Below are 23,665 nucleotides of genomic sequence, written 5' to 3'. Positions count from 1 at the left end.
TTCGGGTCACTAGCATCAATTTTCCATTGGTCTTATACCCCGGAGCTGACGCCGTGATTGAACTCCCCGCCGAAGACGGCACTGTGACGCGCTATCGGCCGAACCGAGAACCGCGCTCTTTCACCCGTGACAGCACCCCCTTCCGCAGCCGTTCCGTCCTGGCCGCCGCTCCGGTCGTCGGCGACCCGCTCGCCCCGAACGAGCCCTTCGGCCCGCCGCTCGGTCCGCCGCCGGCGCAGGCCCTCGACTGGGACGCCACCCTCGCCGTCCGCCGGGAGCTGTGGTCCCACGGGTTCACCGTCGCCGAGGGCCTGGACACCGCGCACCGCGGCGCCGGCCTCGACTGGCCGACCACCGCCGAACTGATCCGGCGGACCGGGGCCGCCGCCGCCGAGACGGGCGGCCGGTTCGCCGCCGGGGTGTGGACCGACCAGCTCGACCCCTTCTCCCCGCACACCCGCGACGCCGTCGTCGCCGCGTACGAGGAGCAGCTGGACGTCGTCAACGAAGCCGGCGCCCAGCCGATCATCCAGGCCGGCACGCCCCTCGCCGCCGCCGTGCAGAGCCCCGAGGAGTACGCCGAGGTGTACGCCGGCCTGCTGCGCCGGTCCGCCAAGCCCGCCGTACTGCACTGGCTGCTGCCCGAGTGGGTGCCCGGACACGCCGGCTACTGGGGGCACCAGGACCCGCAGGCGGCCACCGAGGCGTTCCTCGCCGTCGTCGCCGACAACGCCGACCGGATCGACGGCGTCAAGGTGGCGCCGCTGTCCCCCGAGGCCGAGGTCGCGCTGCGCCGCCGGCTGCCGGCGGGCGTCCGGTTCTACACCGGTGACTACGACACGTACACCGACCTGATCGCCGGCGACGAACAGGGCCACAGCGACGCCCTGTCCCCGGTGTTCACGCCGATCGCCCCGCTGGCGGCGGAGGCGCTGCGCACCCTGGACACGGGCGACACCGACTCCTTCCGCAAGCAGCTCGGCCAGGCACACGAGCTGTCCGCGCACCTCTTCCAGGGGCCGGGCCGCAGCACCCTCTTCTTCAAGACCGGGCTCGTCTTCCTCAGCTGGCTCTCCGGCCACATCGGCCATTTCCGCATGGTGTGGGCCGAGCACGGAGCACGGTCCGTGCCGCACCTGGCGCAGGCCTACCGCCTCGCGGACGAGCTCGGCCTGTTCCCCGACCCCGAGCTGGCGGCCCACCGGATCGCCCGCTTCCTCGACCTGTCCGGATTCCCCCAGGAAGGCATCGGCCGATGACCAGCGCAGTGGTGCTCGGCGGCGGTATGGCGGGCATGCTGTCCGCCGCCGTGCTCGCCGCACACGTGGACGACGTCACCGTCGTCGAGAGCGACCGTTTCCCCGACCGGCCCGACCTGCGCAAGGGCCTGCCGCAGGGATACCACAACCACATGTTCATGAGCGGCGGCGTCCAGGCCGTCGACACCCTGCTGCCGGGGCTGTCCGACGCCCTGTACGCGGCCGGGGCCAAGCGTCGTGGCATGCCGTCCGACCTGCTCACCCTCTCCGCCGAGGGCTGGTACCGGCGCCACCGCACGGGCGACTCCCACGTCCTGCTGTGCAGCCGGGCACTGCTCGACCACACGCTGCGCGACCGGGTCCTGGCCGACCCCCGGATCAAGGTGATCGAGTCCGCCAAGGTCGTCGGCCTCGAGGGCTCGGCCACCCGGGTCACGGGGGCCCGCATCGAAGAGGACGGCGGCACGCCGCGCACGCTGGCCGCCGACCTCGTCGTCGACGCCACCGGCCGCCGCTCCAAGGCACCCGACTGGCTCACGGGATTCGGCCTGCCCGAGGTGCAGGAGGACCGCGTCGACGCCGGCTTCGCCTACGCCAGCAGGCTCTACGAGGCCCCGCCGGGCACCCCGGAGAACTTCCCCGGCGTGCTCATCCAGGCCCGCAGCGGCACCGGCGAGCCCGGACGGGGCGCCGCGCTGCTGCCCAACGAGGGCAACCGCTGGATCGTTGCCCTCATCGGCACCCGCGGCGGCCAGCCGCCCACCGACGAGCAGGGCTTCGAGGAGTTCGCGCGGTCCCTGCGCGACCCCGCCGTCGCCGACCTCATCGCCCGCGCCACCCCGGCCGGTCGCATCCAGGCATACCGGGGCCTGCCCAACTGGCGCCGCCACTACGACAAGCTGCCGCTGCCGGAGGGCTTCGTCGTCATCGGCGACGCCGTCACCACGCTCAACCCCAACTACGCGACCGGCATGTCGATCGCTGCGCTCGGCGCCCTCGCGCTGCGCACCGAACTCCAGCGCGGCGGCCTGGTCCCCGGGCTCGGCAAGCGGGCCCAGGCGGCCATCGCCAAGGCGTCCCTCGGCCCCTGGCAGATGGCCACCGGCACCGACCAGTGGTTCCCCGACGCCAAGTCGACCATCAAGCGCGGCCCCGACCTGCTGCGCCGCTTCACGGCCCGGTTCGCCCGGATGACCACCGAGAACGCCGCCCTGTCCGACGCCTCCTTCAAGGTGGCCGCGCTGGAGGCGCCGCCCAACAGCATGATGACCCTCCCCGCTCTGCTGACCGTCTTCCGCGGCCCCCGCGAAAGGCCGCTGACGCGCGAGGAGGCGATCGCGCAGTACCCGGAGTTCGGGGACCTGCTCGCCCCGGAGTCCTCCGGGAACGAGACGGCACAGGCGGCGTGACACACACGGCCGCGCCTGGCCGAACGCCCGGTGCGGCACCCCCCTTTTGTAGGGGCTGCCGCACCGAATAAGGGGTTGGCGGGCCGATCCGCCGCGCTCAGGATTTAAAAGCGAATCCTTCTGCGCGACTCCTTCCGCGCAACGCGCGTGTCGTTCGTTTTACCAATTCGAGGGGTGTCCTGGGTGAGCGGTGAGGAAATGCCTCCGGCGGTGCCGTGGCTGATCTCGGGAAAGAGCGCGCAGGCGCTTCGGGCCCAGGCCGGAAGGCTCCATGCGTATCTGACGGAAAGGCCCGGTGAACGACCGGCCGACATCGGCCTCTCGCTGGCCACCACGCGGGCCGCCCTGCCGCACCGTGCGGTGGTCCTCGGGTCGGACCGGCCGAGCCTGCTGGCCGGGCTCGACGCGCTCGCCCGGGAGGACACCGGCGGCACGGTCGTCACCGGGACGGCCGGCGGCGCGGCGCCCCGAGTGGCGTTCGTCTTCCCCGGCCAGGGCTCGCAGTGGGCCCGGATGGGCGTCGAACTCCTCGACACCTCACCGGTGTTCGCCGAGCGGATGGCCGAGTGCGCACGCGCCCTCGAACCCTTCGTCGACTGGGACCTGGAAGGCGTCCTGCGCGGCTGGGAGGGCCGCCCCACGCTGGACCCCGTGGACGTGGTCCAGCCGGTGCTGTGGGCGGTGATGGTCTCCCTGGCCGCCCTGTGGCGGGCCCACGGCGTCGAACCCGCCGCCGTGGTGGGCCACTCCCAGGGGGAGATCGCCGCAGCCGCCGTGTCGGGCGCCCTCAGCCTCGACGACGCGGCCCGTGTCGTCGCCCTGCGCAGCCGGCTCATCCGCGAGGAACTGGCCGGCCAGGGCGGCATGATCTCCGTGGCACTGCCCGAGGCCGCACTCCGCGACCGGCTGCGCCCCTGGGAGGGCCGGATACAGCTGGCCGCGGTCAACGGACCCGGCACGGCCGTGGTGTGCGGCGAGACCGAGGCCCTCGACGAGGTCTTCGACCTGCTCACCGCCGAGGGCGCCCGGGTGCGGCGGATCCCCGTGGACTACGCCTCGCACTCGCACTACGTGGAATCCATCCGCGAACAGCTCCTCGACGTCCTGGCCCCGATCCGGCCACGGACCTCCCCCGTCCCCTTCTACTCCACGGTCACCGGCGCCGCCCTGGACACCGCGGCCTGCGACGCGGAGTACTGGTACACCAACCTCCGCCAGACCGTCCGGTTCGAGGAAGCCGTGCAGGCCCTGCTCGCCGACGGCATCGGTGTGTTCGTCGAGTCCAGCCCGCACCACATCCTCAGGGTCGGAGTCCAGGAGACCGCCGACGCGGCCGGGCGCGACACGGCCGTCGTCGGCTCCCTGCGCCGCGACGAGGGCGGCCTCCTCCGCTTCGCCACCTCGCTCGCCGAGGTCGCCGTGCGCGGGGCGCGAGTGGACTGGAGCCCGTTCTTCACCGGTGCCGAGGTCGTGGACCTGCCCACGTACGCCTTCCAGCGCCGGCGTTACTGGCTGAACGTGCCCACCCCCGGCGACGAGGTACCGGGCCTGGGCCAGGAAACGGTCGACCACCCCCTGCTGGGAGCCACGGTCGAACCCGCGGAGACCGGCGGCCACCTGTTCACCAGCCGGCTCTCGCTCGGCACCCACCCCTGGCTCGCCGACCACGAGGCCCTCGGCTCCGTACTGCTGCCCGGAACCGCCTTCGTGGAACTGGCCATCCGCGCCGGCGACCAGGCGGGCTGCGGCACGCTCGACGAACTGACCCTCAACGCACCACTGGTCCTGCCCGAGCGCGGCGGCGTCGCCCTCCAGGTGATGCTCGGCGAGGCCGACGAGCACGGCACGCGCGCCGTCAGCATCCACTCCCGGGCCGACGGCGAGGACATGCCCTGGGTCCGGCACGCCGTCGGCGTGCTCTCCCCCCAGCGCGCCGAACCCGGTTTCGACCTCGCCCAGTGGCCGCCCGCCGGGGCCGAGCCCATCGGCCTGGACGGCGCCTACGAGCGGCTCTTCGGCCGCGGCTACGCCTACGGCCCCGTGTTCCAGGGGCTGACCGCCGCCTGGCGCCGTGGTGACGAGCTCTTCGCCGAGGTCACCCTGCCCGAGCAGGCCCACGCCGACGCCCAGCGCTTCGGACTGCACCCCGCTCTGCTCGACGCCGCCCTGCACGCCGAACTCGTCGCCGACGACGAGCAGAGCGGCGAGACCGTCCTGCCGTTCGCCTGGACCGGCGTCACGCTGAACGCGGTCGGCGCCACCGCACTGCGGGTCAGGCTCCTGAGCGACGGCCGGGGCAACACCGAACTGCAGGCCGCCGACGAGACCGGCGCCCCCGTCCTCACCGTGGGCTCCCTCGTCGCCCGAGCGGTCTCCGCCGACCAGCTCGGCGCCGCGGGCGGACGCCGCGAGCTGCCCTACCGGCCCGTGTGGAAGCCCGCCCCGCTCGACGCCGCCCCCGGGACCGACGACGCGCCCGTGTGGTTCACCGACACCGACGCCCTGCGCGCCGCCGAGGCGGTGCCCGGCACCGCGGTCGTCGAACTCACGGTGCCCGACGGCACCGTGCCCGAGGCCGCCCGCACCACCGCCCACCGCGCCCTGGACCTCGTACAGACCTGGCTGGCCGACGACCGGTTCGCCGGCTCGCGCCTCGTCGTCGTCACCCGGGGCGCCGTCCACGCCGCCGACGGCGACCCCGCACCCGATCCCGCCCTCGCCCCCGCCTGGGGGCTGGTCCGCGCCGCCCAGGCGGAGAACCCCGGCCTGTTCGTCCTGGCAGATCTCGACGCCACCGACGTCTCCGCCGCCGCCCTGCCGGCCGCCCTCGCCACGGGCGAGGCGGAACTCGCCCTGCGCGACGGCGAGCTGCTCGTCCCGCGCCTGGTCCGCGCCGAGGCCGCCGACACCGACGTGCCCGCGCTCGACCCCCGGGGCACCGTCCTGGTCACCGGCGGCACCGGTGGCCTGGGCGCCCTGGTCGCCCGCCACCTCGTCACCGAACACGGCGTACGCCACCTCCTGCTCACCAGCCGACGCGGACCCGACGCCCCCGGCGCCACCACCCTGCGCGACGAACTCACCGCCGCCGGCGCCACCGTCACCCTCGCCGCCTGCGACGCCGCCGACCGCGACGCCCTCACCACCCTCCTCGACGCCATCCCCGAGGAGCACCCGCTCACCGGCGTGGTGCACTCCGCCGGCGTCCTCGACGACGGTGTCGTCGGCTCGCTCACCCCCGAACGGCTGGACTCCGTCCTGGCACCCAAGGCGGACGCCGCCTGGCACCTGCACGAGCTGACCGCCGACCGCGACCTCGCCCTGTTCGCGCTGTTCTCCTCCGCGGCAGGCGTCCTCGGCGCCGCCGGGCAGGCCAACTACGCCGCCGCCAACACCTTCCTCGACGCCCTCGCCCAGCACCGCCGCGCCGCCGGCCTGCCCGCCATCTCCATGGCCTGGGGCCTGTGGGCCGAGGGCACCGGCATGACCGGGCAGCTCGACGAGGCCGACATCGAACGACTGCGCCGCCAGGGCTTCCCCGCCATGGCGACCGCCGAGGGACTGGCCCTGTTCGACCAGGCCCTCACCTCCACCGAGCCGCTTCTGCTCCTGCTCCGGTTCGAGCTCGCCGCGCTGCGGGCCCAGGCGGCCGCCGGAGCGGTCCAGGGCATCCTGCGTGACCTGGTGCGCGTCCCCGCCCGCAAGGCGGCGGCCGTCGCGGGCGCCGCGGGAGCCGCCTCGCTGGCGGACCGGCTGGCCCGGCTCCCCGAGGCCGAACGGGACGGTCTGCTCCTGGACCTGGTCCGTACCCACGTCGCCGACGTCCTGGGACACGAATCCGCCGCCGCCGTCGAACCCGACCGCGCCTTCAAGGAGCTCGGCTTCGACTCGCTCACCGCGGTCGAACTGCGCAACCGGCTCACCACGGCGACCGGCCTGCGCCTGCCCGCCACCCTGGTCTTCGACCACCCGACCGCCCGCGCCGCCGCCCAGCACCTCAAGGAGACGGCGCTCGGTTCGAGCCCCGTCGCCACCGTCGCACCCGTCGCCGCCGCCCTCGACGAGCCGATCGCCGTCGTGGCCATGGCCTGCCGCTTCCCGGGCGACGTCGAAACCCCCGAGGACCTGTGGCGGGTGGTCGCGGAAGGCACCGAGACCGTCACGGAGTTCCCCACCGACCGTGGCTGGGACATCGAGGGCGTCTACCACCCCGAACCCGGCACCCCGGGCAAGACGTACACCCGCTCCGGGGGATTCCTCCACGACGCCGCCGCGTTCGACGCCGCCTTCTTCGGCATCAGCCCCAACGAGGCCCTCACCATGGACCCCCAGCAGCGGCTGCTGCTGGAGACCTCCTGGGAGGTCTTCGAACGGGCCGGCATCGACCCCGCGACCCTCAAGGGCACCCCCACCGGCGTCTTCACCGGCGCGATGTACCACGACTACGCCCGCTCCCGCGCCACCGGCTCCATCGCCTCCGGACGCCTGTCGTACACCTACGGACTGGAGGGCCCGGCCGTCACGGTGGACACGGCGTGCTCGTCGTCGCTGGTGGCGCTGCACCTGGCGGCACAGGCGCTGCGCTCCGGCGAGTGCACCCTGGCCCTCGCGGGCGGCGTCACCGTCATGGCCACCCCTGAAGTACTCGTCGAGTTCGGGCTCCAGCAGGGACTGTCCCCGGACGGCCGCTGCCGCTCCTTCGGCGCCGGGGCCGACGGCACGGGCTTCTCGGAGGGCGTGGGCCTGCTGCTGGTGGAACGCCTCTCGGACGCGCTCGCGAACGGGCACCCCGTCCTGGCGGTCGTCAGGGGCTCGGCGGTGAACCAGGACGGCGCCAGCAACGGCTTCTCCGCGCCCAACGGCCCCTCCCAGCAGCGGGTCGTCCGGCAGGCGCTCGCCAACGCCGGCCTGACCGCCGCTGACGTCGACGCGGTGGAGGCGCACGGTACGGGGACGACGCTGGGCGACCCGATCGAGGCGCAGGCGCTGCTGGCGACGTACGGCCAGGACCGCCCCGAGGACCAGCCGCTGTGGCTCGGCTCCATCAAGTCGAACATCGGGCACACCCAGGCCGCCGCGGGCGTCGCCGGCGTCATCAAGATGATCGAGGCGATCCGCCACGGGACCCTGCCCGGCACGCTCCACGCCGACGAGCCCTCCCCCCAGGTCGACTGGACCGCCGGAAACGTCCGCCTGCTGACGCAGTCGCGGCCGTGGCCGGAGACCGGACGCCCGCGCCGGGCGGGTGTGTCCTCCTTCGGCATCAGCGGCACCAACGCCCACGTCGTCATCGAGCAGGCCCCCGACACCGAGGTCGAGCAGTCCGCGGTCCAGGACGCCGCTCCCGTACTGCCCCTGCTGCTGTCCGCACGCACTCCGCAGGCCCTGCGCGCCCAGGCGGCGAAGCTCGCGGCACATCTGCGCGGCGGGGCACAGGACACGCCCCTGGACCTCGCGTACTCCCTGGCCACCGTCCGTACCGCTTTCGAGCACCGTACGGCGATCGTCGCGGACGGCCACGACCAGGCGCTTCGCGCGCTCACGGCCGTCGCCGACGGCGAATGGCCCGCCACGGCCGTGCACGGCAGCGCGGACAAGCCGGACGCCCGGTCGGCGTTCCTGTTCACGGGTCAGGGGGCGCAGCGGCTGGGGATGGGCCGGGAGCTGTACGAGGCGTTCCCGGTGTTCGCGGAGGCCTTCGACGCGGTCCTGGACGTGCTGGCCGCGCTGGACGTGCCGCTGCGGGACGTGGTGTGGGGCGAGGACGCGGAGCGGCTGAACCGCACCGAGTTCACCCAGCCCGCCCTGTTCGCCGTCGAGGTTGCGCTGTTCCGGCTGGTGGAGTCGTGGGGTGTGCGGCCCGACTATCTGGCCGGGCACTCCATCGGGGAGTTCGCCGCCGCGCATGTGGCGGGTGTGCTGTCGCTGGAGGATGCGGCCAGGCTGGTCGCGGCCCGGGGCCGGCTGATGCAGGCCCTCCCCTCCGGTGGGGCGATGGTGGCGGTGGAAGCGACCGAGGACGAGGTCGTACCCCTGCTGTCGGATGCGGTCGGTGTCGCGGCGGTCAACGGTCCCACCGCCGTGGTGGTTTCCGGCGCCGAGGACGAGGTGGACCGGGTCGCGGCGCACTTCGCGGACCTGGGCCGGCGCACGAGCCGGCTGAAGGTCTCCCACGCCTTCCATTCGCCGCTGATGGAGCCGATGCTCGCCGACTTCCGCACGGTCGCGGAGGGCCTGACCTACGGCGAACCCCAGATCCCCATCGTCTCCACCGTCACCGCTGCGCCGGTCCCGGCCGACGAGATCGGAACACCCGAGTACTGGGTCCGCCACGTCTGCGCGACGGTCCGCTTCGCCGACGCGGTGCGGACGCTCGAGGACAAGGGTGTGATCACCTTCCTGGAGCTGGGCCCGGACGCGGTGCTGACGGCGATGGGCCGGCAGTGTGCCGAGGACGCCGAGTTCGTGTCGTCGCTGCGCCGGGAGCGCGGCGAGGAGCGGGAGCTGGTGGCCGCGGTGGCGCTGGCGTACTGCCGTGGCGCCGCCGTGGACTGGCGGGCGTACTTCGCCGGACGCGGCGCCCGCCGCGTCGACCTGCCCACCTACGCCTTCCAGCGCCGCTCCTACTGGCTCGCCGAAGTCACCGGTGAGACGGTCGTGATCGGGGGCGGCCGACCGCTCACCGACCAGCAGGACGCACCGGACACCGCGCGCTGGCAGGAGATCCTCGCTCTGCCGAACGGCGAACGCGAGCGTGCCGCACTGACCCTCGTCCGCCGGCATGTGGCCTCCGTACTGGGCCACGAAACCCTCGACGAGGTGGAGCCCGAGCGGGCCTTCACCGAACTCGGCTTCGACTCCGTGGCCGCCGGAGAACTGCGCAAGCGGCTCATGGCGGCCACCGGCGCGGAGCTGCCCGCCACCCTCGCGTTCGATCATCCCAACGCGTCAGCGGTGACGGAACTGCTGCTCGTCGCAGAGGAGCGGAACAGCACCGGTCCGGCACAGTCCGTTCTCACCGAGCTCGACCGGCTCGAAGCCGTCCTGGCCGCGGCTCCGGCGCTGAACGGCGACACCTCCAGGATCACGGCCCGGCTCGAGGCCGTCCTGCGTTCCTGGCGTGACGCCCGGGACGGTGCGGGCGCCGACGAGTCGGACGACTTCGCCTCCGCCACCGACGACGAGCTCTTCCAGGCACTGGACAACCTCGAGATTGGTTCATGAGCGATGGGGAACGACGACAAGCTCCGCGACTACCTCAAACGCGCGACGGCCGATCTCCAGCAGACGAAGCGGCGGTTGCGCGAAGCCGAGGCCAGGAACCACGAGCCCATCGCCATCGTGGCCATGAGCTGCCGCTTCCCGGGCGGCGTCGGCTCCCCGGAGGAGCTGTGGAACCTGGTCGAGTCCGGTCGTGACGCCATCTCGTCGTTCCCCGAGAACCGGGGATGGGACATCGAGGCGCTCTACGACCCGAAGCCCGCCACGCCCGGCAAGACCTACGCCCGCGAGGGCGGATTCCTCCACGACGCGGGGGAGTTCGACGCCGACTTCTTCAAGATCAGTCCCAAGGAGGCGAGGGAGACCGACCCTCAGCAGCGCCTGCTGCTGGAGACCTCCTGGGAGGTCCTGGAACGAGCGGGCATCGACCCCGGCTCGCTGAAGAAGTCCAGGACCGGAGTCTTCGCCGGCGTCGTGTACCACGACTACCTCGTGGGCGGCGGCACGGGCAGCCTGGCCAGCGTCGCGTCCGGACGCATCGCCTACACGCTGGGCCTGGAGGGCCCGGCCGTCACGGTGGACACCGCGTGCTCCTCGTCGCTGGTGGCGCTGCACCTGGCGATCCAGGCGCTGCGCTCCGGCGAGTGCACCCTGGCCCTCGCGGGCGGCGCGACCGTCATGGCCCACCCCCACTCCTTCGTCGGCTTCAGCCAGGACCGCGGTCTGTCCCCCGACGGCCGCTGCAAGTCCTTCGCCTCGGCCGCGGACGGCACCGGGTGGGGGGAAGGCGTCGGGATGCTGCTGGTGGAGCGGCTGTCGGACGCGCTCGCGAACGGGCACCCCGTCCTGGCGGTCGTCAGGGGATCGGCGGTGAACCAGGACGGTGCCAGCAACGGCATCTCCGCGCCCAACGGCCCCTCCCAGCAGCGGGTGATCGAACAGGCGCTGGTCAGCGCCCAGCTGACCGCCGACCAGGTCGACGCGGTGGAGGCGCACGGTACGGGGACGACGCTGGGCGACCCGATCGAGGCGCAGGCGCTGCTGGCCACGTACGGCCAGGGCCGTCCGGAGGACCGGCCGCTGTGGCTGGGGTCGCTGAAGTCGAACATCGGGCACGCCCAGGCGGCGGCCGGTGTCGGCGGCATCATCAAGATGGTCGAGGCGATCCGCAACGGAGTACTGCCCAAGACCCTGCACGTCGACGAGCCCTCTTCCAAGGTGGACTGGACGGCCGGGAACGTGCGGCTGCTGACGGAGTCGCAGCCGTGGCCGCAGACGGGTCAACCACGCCGGGCGGGTGTCTCCTCCTTCGGCTTCAGCGGCACCAACGGCCACGTGATCATCGAGGAAGCGCCCCCGGCCGAGCGGCCGGAGGAGTCCGGGCCGTCGGCCGGAAACGCAACGGTCGTTCCGCTGGCGCTGTCCGGCAAGGGAACGGACGCCCTGCGCGCCCAGGCCCGACGCCTGCTCTCGCTCGCCGGGTCCGCGGACGCGCCGAGCCTGCTCGACCTCGGCTACTCGCTGGCCACCACCCGTACGGCGCTCCCGGACCGCGCCGTGGTGGTGGCGGACGGGCACGCCGAACTGGTCCGCCGGCTCGAAGGGCTGGCCGAAGGGGAGCCCGTGCCCGGCCTCGCGAGGGGAACCGCCCGCGACAACGGTCTGACGGCGTTCCTGTTCACGGGTCAGGGGGCGCAGCGGCTGGGGATGGGCCGGGAGCTGTACGAGGCGTTCCCGGTGTTCGCGGAGGCTTTCGACGCGGTGCTGGAGGTGCTGGCCGGGCTGGACGTGCCGCTGCGGGAGGTGGTGTGGGGCGAGGACGCGGAGCGGTTGAACCGCACCGAGTTCACGCAGCCTGCGCTGTTCGCCGTCGAGGTTGCGCTGTTCCGGCTGGTGGAGTCGTGGGGGGTGCGGCCCGACTACCTGGCCGGGCACTCGATCGGGGAGTTCGCCGCCGCGCATGTGGCGGGTGTGCTGTCACTCGCGGACGCGGCCAGGCTGGTCGCGGCGCGGGGCCGGCTGATGCAGGCCCTGCCCGAGGGTGGGGCGATGGCCGCCGTGGAAGCGACCGAGGACGAGGTCGTGCCGCTGCTGTCGGATGCGGTCGGTGTCGCCGCCGTCAACGGGCCCACCGCCGTCGTCGTCTCCGGCACGGCGGACGAGGTGGAGCGGATCAAGGCGCACTTCGGGGACCTGGGCCGGCGCACGAGCCGGCTGAAGGTCTCCCACGCCTTCCACTCCCCGCTGATGGAGCCCATGCTCACCGACTTCCGCACGGTCGCGGAAGGCCTGACCTACGGCGAACCCCAGATCCCCATCGTCTCCACCCTCACCGGTTCCGTGGTCGGCGCGACGGAACTCGCCGACGCCGGCTACTGGGTCCGCCACGTCCGCGAAGCCGTCCGCTTCGCCGACGCGGTGCGGACGCTCGAGGACAAGGGTGTGATCACCTTCCTGGAGCTGGGGCCGGACGCGGTGCTGACGGCGATGGGCCGGCAGTATACCGAGGACGCCGAATTCGTGTCGTCGCTGCGCCGGGAGCGTGGCGAGGAGCGGGAGCTGGTGGCCGCGGTGGCGCTGGCGTACTGCCGTGGCACCGCCGTGGACTGGCGGGCGTACTTCGCCGGACGCGGCGCCCGCCGCGTCGACCTGCCCACCTACGCCTTCCAGCGCCGCTGGTTCTGGCGCGACCCCGAGACGCCCGGGACCGCCGGGGCGCCGGTCACCCCGGACGCCGCCGACACCGTCACCTGGGAGATCATCGAGCGCGAGGACGGGGCGGCCCTCGCCGCCCGGACGGGCGCGCCCGCGCAGGCCCTCGACGACGTACTGCCCGCGCTGAAGGACTGGCGGCTGCGCGTGCGTGAGCAGGCGCGGACGGACGCGTGGCGCTACCGCGTCGCCTGGCACCCGGTCGGTCCTCGGACCGCCGCCGGGGACCGCACCATCCCGGACGGGACCTGGCTGCTGGCCGTGCCCGAGGGAAGCGCCGACGACCCCCGGGTCCGTGCCCTCGCCGACGGCCTCGCCGCCCAGGGCCTGTGGACCGTACGCCTCGAAGTCGGCGACCACGACCGGGCCGCGCTCACCGAGGAACTGCGCGGGCACACCGCGCTGGCCGGTGCCCTGTCGCTGCTCGCCCTCGACGACCGCCCGCACCCCCGCCATCCGGCGCTGTCCCGGGGCACCGCCGCCACCGTGACCCTGGTTCAGGCCCTCGGAGACGCCGGACTCACCGCTCCTCTGTGGTGCCTCACCAGCGAGGCGGTCACCGCGGACCCCACCGACGGGGTCCCCGCGCCGCTCCAGGCCGCCGTCTGGGGCCTGGGTTCGGGACTCGCGCTGGACCTTCCCGAGCGCTGGGGCGGCCTGATCGACCTGCCCGGCACGATCGACGACGAGACGGTCCGCAGGCTCTGCGCCGTGCTGGCCGCCCCCGGTGACGAGAACGAGATCGCGCTGCGCGGCGACCGGGTGCTCGGCCGCCGCATGGTGCGCGCCCCCTTGGGTGCCGAGCCGCCGGTCCGTGAGTGGCGGCCGCGCGGTACGACCCTGATCACCGGTGGCACCGGGGGGCTCGGCGCCCATGTGGCCCGCCTGCTCGCCGACCGGGGTGCCGAACACCTGCTGCTGACCAGCCGCCGCGGACCCGACGCCGACGGCGTCGCCGACCTGGTCGCCGAGCTCGCCGCCCGGGGCACCACGGTCAGCGTCGAGGCGTGCGACGTCGCCGACCGCGACGCGGTGCGCGCGCTGCTCGACGCGATCCCCGAGGACCGCCCGCTGACCGCCGTCGTGCACGCCGCCGGCGTGATGCAGCGGATCGCACCGCTGTCCGAGCTGACCCTCCAGGAGTTCGGAACCGTCGCCGACGCGAAGGTCGGCGGCGCCCTGCACCTCGACGCACTGCTCGGCGACCGTCCGCTGGACGCCTTCGTGCTCTTCTCCTCCGGATCCGCGGTCTGGGGCAGTGCCGGCCAGGCCGCCTACGGCAGTGCGAACGCCTTCCTCGACGCGCTGGCCGACCGGCGCCGGGCCCGGGGCGCCACCGCGACCTCCGTCGCCTGGGGCTCCTGGGACAGCGGCATGGTCGACGCGGAACTGGGCGCTGCCCTCAGCCGGATCGGCACCCCGCCGATGGAGCCGCGGCTCGCCGTCGGCACCCTGGGACGCATCCTCGACCACGACGAGCACCGGATCGTCGTCGCCGACATCGACTGGTCCCGCTTCGCACCCGTCTACGCACTGGCCCGCCCCCGGCCCCTCCTCGACGCCGTACCGGAAGCGCGCACGGCTCTCGACGGCACCGACGAGGACAGCGGTGAACCGACGGCGGACGGCGAGGAGTTCACCCGGCGGCTGAAGGACCTCACACCCGCCCAGCGCGGCCGGACCCTGCTCGACCTCGTCCGGGGCCACGTGGCCGCCCTGCTCGGCTACGACGACCCGGCCACGCTCGATCCCGCCCGGGCCTTCACCGACCTCGGCTTCGACTCCGTGGCCGCCACCGACCTGAGGAACGCCCTGTCGGCCGCCACCGGCCGAAAGCTCCCGGCGACCCTGGTCTTCGACCACGCGACGCCGGAGGCGCTCGCCGCCCATCTGCGTGACGAACTGTGCCCGGACACCGACGGCGGTGGCCAGGTGATGTCCGTACTGGCCGAACTCGACCGGCTGGAGGAGGCACTGGCGGCCCTGCCCACCGATGACCTCGAACGCCACCGGATCCCCGGCCGCCTCGAGGCCCTGACGGTACGGCTCGGCGGTACGACCGGTTCGCTCGTCGAGGACGCGACCGCCGACGACGTCTTCGACTTCATCGACAAGGAACTGGGCCTGACCTGAAGGTCCCGCGCACCCACCAGCACCAGCACCAGCGAAACACGAGTAGCACCCGGCACTGGCACCACCGGGCACCAGTACCACTCGAAGCACCCAGACCACAGAACCATGCGTATTCCACAGGACGTTGCGAGGCGGGGAATGGCTGACGATCAGAAGCTCCTTGACTACCTCAAGCGGGTCACTGCGGACTTGGCACGCACGCGCCGCCGACTTCAGGAGTACGAGACAAGGGAGCAGGACCCGATCGCGATCGTGGCCATGAGCTGCCGCTATCCCGGAGGCGTCCGCTCCCCCGAGGGCCTGTGGAACCTGGTGGCCGAGGGCCGCGACGCGGTGTCCCCCTTCCCGGCCGACCGCGGCTGGAACCTGGACGCCTTCGGCGACGCCGACTTCGCGCGCGTCGGCGGCTTCATCGACGGGGCCGGGGAGTTCGACCCCGCGTTCTTCGGCATATCGCCGCGTGAAGCGGTGGCCATGGACCCGCAGCAGCGGCTGATGCTGGAACTGTCCTGGGAAGCGCTCGAGCGGGCCGGAATCCCCGCCGACAAGGTGCGCGGCGGTCAGGTCGCCGTCTTCGCCGGATCCGGGTTCCAGGACTACGGCGACCTGCTCAACGCCGCGCCCGAGGCGGCCGGCCCGTTCATGGGCACGGCAGCGGTGGCCGCCGTCATCGCCGGCCGTGTGTCGTACGCGCTCGGCCTCGAAGGCCCGTCCGTGACCGTGGACACCGCCTGCTCCTCCTCGCTGGTGGCCGTCCACCTGGCGGCGCAGGCCCTGCGGGAACGGGAGTGCTCGCTCGCCCTGGCCGGCGGCGTCATGGTGATGTCGACCCCCGGTCCCTTCCTCGGCATGGCCCTCCAGGGAGGCCTGGCCGCCGACGGACGTGCCAAGGCGTACGCCGACGCGGCCGACGGCACCGGCTGGGCCGAGGGCGCCGGTGTACTCGTCCTGGAACGCCTGTCGGACGCCCGGGCCAAGGGCCACCCCGTCCTGGCCGTCATCAAGGGCTCGGCGATCAACCAGGACGGTGCCAGCAACGGTCTGACCGCGCCCAACGGCCCCTCCCAGCAGCGTGTCGTCCGCGAGGCACTCGGCAGCGCCCGGATCTCCGCCACCCAGGTCGACGTCGTCGAGGGGCACGGTACGGGGACGACGCTGGGTGACCCGATCGAGGCGCAGGCGCTGCTGGCGACGTACGGGCAGGGCCGTCCGGAGGACCGGCCGCTGTGGCTGGGGTCGCTGAAGTCGAACATCGGGCACGCCCAGGCGGCGGCCGGTGTCGGCGGCATCATCAAGATGGTCATGGCGATGCGCCACGAGACCATGCCGAAGACCCTGCACGTCGACCGGCCCAGTACCCATGTCGACTGGTCCGCCGGACAGGTCGAACTCCTCACCGAGGCCCGCCCCTGGCCCGAGGGCGGCCACCCGCGCCGCGCCGCCGTCTCCGCCTTCGGCGTCAGCGGCACCAACGCCCACCTGATCCTGGAGCAGGCCCCCGCGCCGGAACCCGGCGAGTCCGACGAGGACCGACCCGCCCCGTTGCCCTGGCCCGCCGGCACGCCCCTGCCGTGGTTGATCTCCGCCCGCAGCGCCGATGGCCTGCGCGCCCAGGCAGAGCGCGTCGGCGCGTTCGTCGGCGAGCACGCCGACCTGCGCCCCCTCGACCTGAGCCATTCTCTGGCGACCACCCGTGCCGCATTGGAGCACCGTGCCCTGGTGCTCGCGGAGGACCACCGGTCGGCGGCCACCGCCTTCGACGCCCTGGTCCGCAACGAGCCCCACACCGGTGTCCTGCGCGGTCTCGTCTCGGACGGCCTGACGGCGTTCTTGTTCACGGGTCAGGGGGCGCAGCGGCTGGGGATGGGCCGGGAGCTGTACGAGGCGTTCCCGGTGTTCGCGGAGGCCTTCGACGCGGTCCTGGAGGTGCTGGCCGCGCTGGACGTGCCGCTGCGGGAGGTGGTGTGGGGTGAGGACGCGGAGCGGCTGAACCGCACCGAGTTCACCCAGACCGCGCTGTTCGCCGTCGAGGTCGCCCTGTACCGACTGGTCGAGTCGTGGGGCATCCGGCCCGACTACCTGGCCGGGCACTCCATCGGCGAGTTCGCCGCCGCGCATGTGGCGGGTGTGCTGTCGCTGGAGGATGCGGCCAGGCTGGTCGCGGCCCGGGGCCGGCTGATGCAGGCCCTCCCCTCCGGTGGGGCGATGGCCGCCGTGGAAGCGACCGAGGACGAGGTCGTACCGCTGCTGTCGGATGCGGTCGGTGTCGCGGCCGTCAACGGGCCCACCGCCGTGGTGGTTTCCGGCGCCGAGGACGAGGTGGAGCGGGTCAAGGCGCACTTCGGGGACCTGGGCCGGCGCACGAGCCGGCTGAAGGTCTCCCACGCCTTCCACTCCCCGCTGATGGAGCCGATGCTCGCCGACTTCCGCACGGTCGCGGAGGGCCTGACCTACGGCGAACCCCAGATCCCCATCGTCTCCACCCTCACCGGTTCCGTGGTCGGCGCGGCAGAGCTGGCCGACGCCGGCTACTGGGTCCGCCACGTCCGCGAGGCCGTCCGCTTCGCCGACGCCGTGCAGTCGCTGACGGCGGAGGGGGTGAGCCGGTTCCTGGAGCTGGGCCCGGACGCGGTCCTGACCGCGATGGGCCGCCAGACCAACGAGGACGCCGTCTTCGTCCCCACCCTGCGCCGCGACCGTGCGGAAGCCACCGAGGTGCTCACCGCCGCCGGGCAGCTCCACGTACACGGTGTGGCCGTGGACTGGGAGTCCGTCTTCGCCGGGCGTGACGCCCGCCGGGTCGACCTGCCCACCTACGCCTTCCAGCGCGAGCACTACTGGATCACCCCTGAGAACGGCGCGGGAGACGTCGCATCGGCGGGCCTCGACGCGGCCGACCATCCGCTCCTCGGTGCGGCAGTCACACTGGCCGACACGGACGGTGTGGTGCTGACGGGGCGGCTGTCGACGGCGTCGCAGCCGTGGCTGGCCGACCATGTGGTGGGCGGCACGGTCCTGTTCCCCGGCACCGGCTTCGTCGAACTCGCGGTCCGTGCCGGTGACCAGGTCGGTTGCGACGTCCTGGAGGAGCTGACCCTGGAGGCGCCGCTCGCCCTGCCCGAGCACGGAGCGGTACAGGTGCAGGTCGCGGTGGGCACGGCCGACAGCTCCGGCACCCGTACGCTCACCGTGCACTCCCGGGCCTCCCAGGACGAGCCCTGGACCCGTCACGCCGCCGGAGTGCTGGCGCGGGGCGCCGAGCCGGGCCGCTTCGACCTGACCCAGTGGCCGCCGGCCGGCGCCGACGCCCTCGACGTGGAGGGCCTCTACACGGACCTGGCCGGGCTCGGTCTTCAGTACGGGCCGGTGTTCCAGGGACTCAAGGCGGCGTGGCGGTCCGGCGACACGGTGTACGCCGAGGTGGCGCTTCCCGACCGGGGACACAAGGACGCCGAGCGTCTGGGTCTGCACCCCGCCGTGCTGGATGCCGCCCTGCACGCCGTCAGCTTCACCGGCGTCACCGGCGGCCAGGCCGCGCTTCCCTTCGCCTGGTCGGGGGTGACGCTGCACGCCTCCGGAGCCGCCACCGTGCGGGTGCGGCTGACGCCCACCGGGTCGGGAGTCGCCCTCGCGGTCGCCGACGCGTCCGGACGCCCGGTGGCGACGGTCGAGTCCCTGGTCCTGCGGCCCATCTCGGAGGACCAGCTTGCCGCGGCTCGCGCCGGTTTCCACGACGCGCTGTTCCGGGTCGAGTGGACGCCCGTTCCGGCGGCCCCGGTGCCCGGTGAGTCGCCGCAGGTGGCTGTGTCCGTCCCGGAGCCGGGGATGGATGCGGCTTCGGTGCGGTCGGCGACGTCGGCGGTGCTGGCGGAGTTGCAGTCGGCGGACGGCCGGTTGGTGTTCGTGACGCGGGGTGCGGTGGCGTTGCCGGGTGAGGACGTCGCGGATCTCGCGGGTGCGGCGGTGTGGGGTCTGGTGCGTTCGGCGCAGTCGGAGGATCCGGGCCGGTTCGTTCTGGTCGACACGGACTCGGCGGACACGGCCGCGGCGGTGTCGTCGGCGTTGGCGTCGGGTGAGCCGCAGGTCGTGATCCGTGAGGGTGTCGTCCATGGTGCGCGTCTGGTGCGTACTCCGGTGGCGGACGTCCAGCGCGGGTCGGGTTTCGGTGCGGATGGCACGGTGTTGGTGACGGGTGCGTCGGGCACGTTGGGTGGTCTGTTCGCGCGGCATCTGGTGGCTGCGCATGGGGTGCGCAGTCTGCTGTTGGTCAGTCGTCGGGGCGATGAGGCTCCGGGGATGTCCGAGCTGGTGGCGGAGTTGTCGGGGCTGCGTGCGCGGGTGCGGGTGGCCGCGTGTGACGCGGCTGACCGTGAGGCGTTGGCGGCGCTGCTGGCGGGTGTGGATCTGTCGGCGGTGGTGCATGTCGCGGGTGTTCTGGACGACGGGGTCATCGGTTCGTTGACGCCGGAGCGGCTGGAGCGGGTGATGCGTCCGAAGGTGGACGCCGCCTGGAACCTGCACGAACTGACCGCCGAGCAGGACCTCTCCGCGTTCGTCCTCTTCTCCTCCGGATCCGGCACGCTCGGTGCGCCGGGTCAGGGGAACTACGCGGCAGCCAACGCCTTCCTCGACGGTCTGGCGGTCCACCGCCGGGCGAACGGTCTGCCCGCCCAGTCCCTCGCCTGGGGTCTGTGGGCCGGCGGCATGGCCGGCACCCTCGATGAGGCGGACCGGGACCGTATGTCCCAGGGAGGCGTTCGCCCCCTCGCCCCCGACGAGGGCACCGCGCTCTTCGACGCCGCACAAGGAAGCGCCGACCCCGTTCTCGTACCCGCCAAGTTCGACCTGGCCGCCTTGCGGACCCAGGGCGCGGACCTGCCCGTGCTCTTCCGAGGACTGGTCCCCGGGGCGGCACGGCGCCGTCGCAGTGCCGATGCCCCCCAGGTCGAGACCGGTGCGCTGCGACAGCGGCTGGCTTCGCTGCCGGACGAGGAGAAGCACGCCACGCTGCTCGACGTGGTCGTCAACCGGGCGGCAGTCGTTCTCGGCTTCGCGGATGCACGCGCGGTCGAGGCCGAGCGCGCCTTCCGCGACCTCGGCGTCGACTCCCTGGCGGCTGTGGAACTGCGCAACGGCCTCAACGAGGACACCGGACTGCGGCTGCCCGCCACACTCGTCTTCGACTACCCCACGCCCGACGCGCTGGCCCGCTACCTGCTCGAGGAGCTCTCGGACGGTGACACGGACGGGGCGGTCATCCTGCCCACCGCGGTCGCCGCCGATGACGATCCGATCGTGATCGTGGGGATGAGCTGCCGGTTCCCGGGTGGGGTGGAGACGCCGGAGGACCTGTGGCGTCTGGTGGCCGACGGGGTGGACGCGGTGTCGGAGTTCCCGACCAACCGCGGCTGGAACATCGAGGAGTTGTACGACCCGGACTCCGAGCGGCCGAACACCAGTTACGTCCGGCACGGCGGGTTCCTGCACGACGCCGGCGACTTCGATCCCGCCTTCTTCGGCATCGCACCGAACGAGGCCCTCGGCATGGACCCGCAGCAGCGGCTGTTGCTGGAGACGGCGTGGGAGGCGATCGAGCGGGCGGGCATCGACCCGACCACGCTGAAGGGGTCGGCCACCGGCGTGTTCGCCGGGATGATGTACCACGACTACGCGGGGAACAGCGGAACCGGTGCCATCGCCTCGGGCCGCGTCTCGTACGTCTTCGGTCTCGAGGGCCCCGCCGTCACCATCGACACGGCGTGCTCGTCGTCGCTGGTCGCGCTGCATCTTGCGGCGCAGGCGCTGCGGTCGGGTGAGTGCTCCCTCGCCTTGGCCGGTGGTGTGGCGGTGATGGCGACGCCGGAGGCGTTCGTCGAGTTCAGCCGGCAGCGGGGGCTTGCCCCCGACGGCCGCTGCAAGTCCTTCGCGGCCTCCACGGACGGCACCGCCTGGAGCGAGGGCGCGGGCATGCTGCTCGTGGAGCGGCTGTCGGACGCCCGGGCCAACGGACACCCGGTACTGGCCGTGGTGCGCGGCTCCGCCCTCAACCAGGACGGTGCGAGCAACGGTCTGACCGCGCCCAACGGTCCCTCGCAGCGCCGGGTCATCCGCCAGGCCCTGGCCTCGGCGGGCCTGACCACCGCCGATGTCGACGCGGTGGAGGCGCACGGTACGGGGACGACGCTGGGTGACCCGATCGAGGCGCAGGCGCTGCTGGCGACGTACGGCCAGGACCGCCCCGAGGACCAGCCGCTGTGGCTGGGGTCGCTGAAGTCGAACATGGGCCACACCCAGGCGGCGGCCGGTGTCGGCGGCATCATCAAGATGGTCGAGGCGATCCGCAACGGAGTGCTGCCGAAGACCCTGCACGTGGACGAGCCGACTCACCAGGTGGACTGGTCGGAAGGCGACGTCCGTCTGCTGACGGAGTCGCGGTCGTGGCCGGAGACGGGCCGTCCGCGTCGGGCGGGTGTCTCCTCCTTCGGCATCAGCGGCACCAACGCCCACGTCATCATCGAACAGGCCCCCGAGTCTCCCGCGCCGCAGTCCCCGGCCGACGGCGCCGCACCTCTCGTGCAGTGGCTCCTCTCGGCGAAGACCGACGAGGCGCTGCGTGGCCAGGCCGAGCGCATGAAGTCCTGCGTCGAGGCTCACCCCGACCTCCGCCCCCTTGATGTCGCTTACTCCCTGGCAACGGACCGGGCCGCCATGGACCGCCGCCTTGCCGTGGTGGGTGCGGATCGGGAGGAGTTGCTGGCGGGTCTGTCGGCGTTCGTGGCCGGTCGGCCTGCTGCGGGTGTGGTGCGCGGCAGTACGCGGGGTGCGGGACGTACGGCGTTCTTGTTCACGGGTCAGGGGGCGCAGCGGCTGGGGATGGGCCGGGAGCTGTATGAGGCGTTCCCGGTGTTCGCCGGGGCCTTCGACGCGGTGCTGGAGGTGCTGGCCGGGCTGGACGTGCCGTTGCGGGAGGTGGTGTGGGGTGAGGACGCGGAGCGGCTGAACCGCACGGAGTTCACGCAGCCTGCGCTGTTCGCCGTCGAGGTCGCCCTGTTCCGGCTGGTGGAGTCGTGGGGTGTGCGGCCGGATTATCTGGCCGGGCATTCGATCGGTGAGTTCGCCGCCGCGCATGTGGCGGGTGTGCTGTCGCTGGAGGATGCGGCCAGGCTGGTCGCGGCCCGGGGCCGGCTGATGCAGGCCCTCCCCTCCGGTGGGGCGATGGCCGCCGTGGAAGCGACCGAGGACGAGGTCGTACCGCTGCTGTCGGATGCGGTCGGTGTCGCGGCCGTCAACGGGCCCACCGCCGTGGTGGTTTCCGGCGCCGAGGACGAGGTGGAGCGGGTCAAGGCGCACTTCGCGGACCTGGGCCGGCGCACGAGTCGGCTGAAGGTCTCCCACGCCTTCCACTCCCCGCTGATGGAGCCCATGCTCACCGACTTTCGCACGGTCGCGGAGGGCCTGACCTACGGCGAACCCCAGATCCCCATCGTCTCCACCCTCACCGGTTCCGTGGTCGGCGCGGCAGAGCTGGCCGACGCCGGTTACTGGGTCCGGCACGTCCGCGAAGCCGTCCGCTTCGCCGACGCCGTACGGACCCTGGCCGACTCCGGCGTCACCACGTACCTCGAACTCGGCCCGGACGCGGTCCTGACCGCGATGGGCCGCCAGAGCGCCGAGGGCGCCGAGTTCGTCCCGGCCCTGCGCCGGGAGCGCAGCGAGGTCACCGAGGTCGTCACCGCCCTCGCCCACCTGCACACCACCGGCACCCCCGTCGACTGGACCGCCTACTACGCCGGCACCGGCGCCCGCCGCGTCGACCTGCCCACCTACGCCTTCCAACGGCAGCGCTACTGGCTCGACTCCCTGGAGTACTGGGCCGAGGCCTGGGCCGGTGCGGACACCGGTGGTGTCACGTCCGTGGGCCTCGGCCGAGCGGAGCATCCGCTGCTGGGTGCGGTGGTGGCGTCGCCCGATTCGGACGGGGTGGTGCTGACGGGGCGGCTGTCGACGGCGTCGCAGCCGTGGCTGGCCGATCACGCGGTGGGCGGCACGGTCCTGTTTCCCGGCACCGGACTGGTGGACCTGGCCATCGCCGCCGGCGACCAGGTCGGACACGGCACGCTGGAGGAACTCACCCTCGAGGTGCCGCTCGTCCTGCCGGAGCGCGGCGGAGTCGCCGTACAGGTCGTGGTCGGCACCGTCGGCGACGACGGCACACGCCCGGTCGACGTGTACGCGCGTCCCGACGACATGGAGGAGTCCTGGACTCGTCATGCCACGGGCGTCGTCTCCGCCGGTGCTCCCGGCGCTTCCTTCGACCTGGCCCAGTGGCCGCCGTCCGGTGCGGAGCCGGTCGATCTGGCCGGCCTCTACGAGGATCTGGCGGGGGCCGGTCTGGAGTACGGGCCGGTGTTCCAGGGGCTGACGGCCGCCTGGCGTTCCGGTGACGACGTGTATGCCGAGGTGTCGTTGCCCGAGGGGACGGAGGTGGAGGGCTTCGGCGTGCATCCCGCGCTGCTGGACGCCTGCCTGCACGCGACCGGTCTGCTGGAAGGGGGCGCCGACTCGGCGCGCCTGCCGTTCGCGTGGACCGGAGTCTCGCTGCACGCCACGGGCGCCGCTCGCGTGCGTGTGCGACTGTCCCGGAAGGGCACCGACGGCGTTACGTTGGCGATCGCGGACGACCAAGGGCGTGCGGTGGCGTCGGTGGACGCACTCGTGCTGCGAGCGGTGTCCGTCGACCAGCTCGCTGTTGCCGGTTCCGGTTTCCACGAGTCGATGTTCCAGCTGGAGTGGGTGAAGCTGCCCGCTGCGAGCGCCGGCGGTCTGCCGGAGGCGCGGGTCGTCGTTCCCGAGCCGGGCGCCGACGCGGCTGCGGTGCGGTCGGCGACGGAGGGTGTGCTGGCGGAGTTGCAGTCGGCGGACGGCCGGTTG

5 protein-coding genes are annotated in these 23,665 nt (G+C 73.3%); all 5 read left to right on the top strand.

Annotated features, from left to right (window positions below; all coding sequences use genetic code 11):
• The first annotated feature begins 53 nt into the window (after positions 1-53).
• Positions 54-1,259 carry a DUF993 family protein gene (locus tag ACIGO6_RS36825; protein WP_399884264.1) on the top strand — a complete coding sequence of 402 codons (1,206 nt, stop codon included), beginning with the start codon at positions 54-56 and terminating at the stop codon, positions 1,257-1,259.
• On the top strand, positions 1,256-2,668 hold the full coding sequence (locus ACIGO6_RS36820; protein WP_399884262.1) for an FAD-dependent oxidoreductase: 1,413 nt from the start codon (positions 1,256-1,258) through the stop codon (positions 2,666-2,668). The genes ACIGO6_RS36825 and ACIGO6_RS36820 overlap by 4 nt, the downstream gene beginning before the upstream one ends.
• 183 nt (positions 2,669-2,851) lie before the next feature.
• Positions 2,852-9,892 carry an SDR family NAD(P)-dependent oxidoreductase gene (locus tag ACIGO6_RS36815; protein ID WP_399884260.1) on the top strand — a complete coding sequence of 2,347 codons (7,041 nt, stop codon included), beginning with the start codon at positions 2,852-2,854 and terminating at the stop codon, positions 9,890-9,892.
• Positions 9,893-9,895: 3 nt separating this feature from the next.
• Positions 9,896-14,734: a type I polyketide synthase gene (locus ACIGO6_RS36810; protein ID WP_399884258.1), complete on the top strand. Its 4,839-nt coding sequence runs from the start codon at positions 9,896-9,898 to the stop codon at positions 14,732-14,734.
• A gap of 138 nt (positions 14,735-14,872) precedes the next feature.
• A partial coding sequence (locus tag ACIGO6_RS36805) for an SDR family NAD(P)-dependent oxidoreductase (protein WP_399884256.1) occupies positions 14,873-23,665 on the top strand: 8,793 nt, incomplete at its 3' end.

It is taken from the genome of Streptomyces sp. NPDC053750 (genome assembly GCF_044544295.1).
Classification (GTDB): domain Bacteria; phylum Actinomycetota; class Actinomycetes; order Streptomycetales; family Streptomycetaceae; genus Streptomyces.
This window is presented reverse-complemented; position numbering and strand designations above follow the sequence as displayed.

Coding starts and splice junctions, on each gene's coding strand:
- ACIGO6_RS36820 (WP_399884262.1), top strand. CDS start 1,256: ATGACCAGCGCAGTGGTGCTCGGCGGCGGTATGGCGGGCATGCTGTCC.
- ACIGO6_RS36810 (WP_399884258.1), top strand. CDS start 9,896: ATGGGGAACGACGACAAGCTCCGCGACTACCTCAAACGCGCGACGGCC.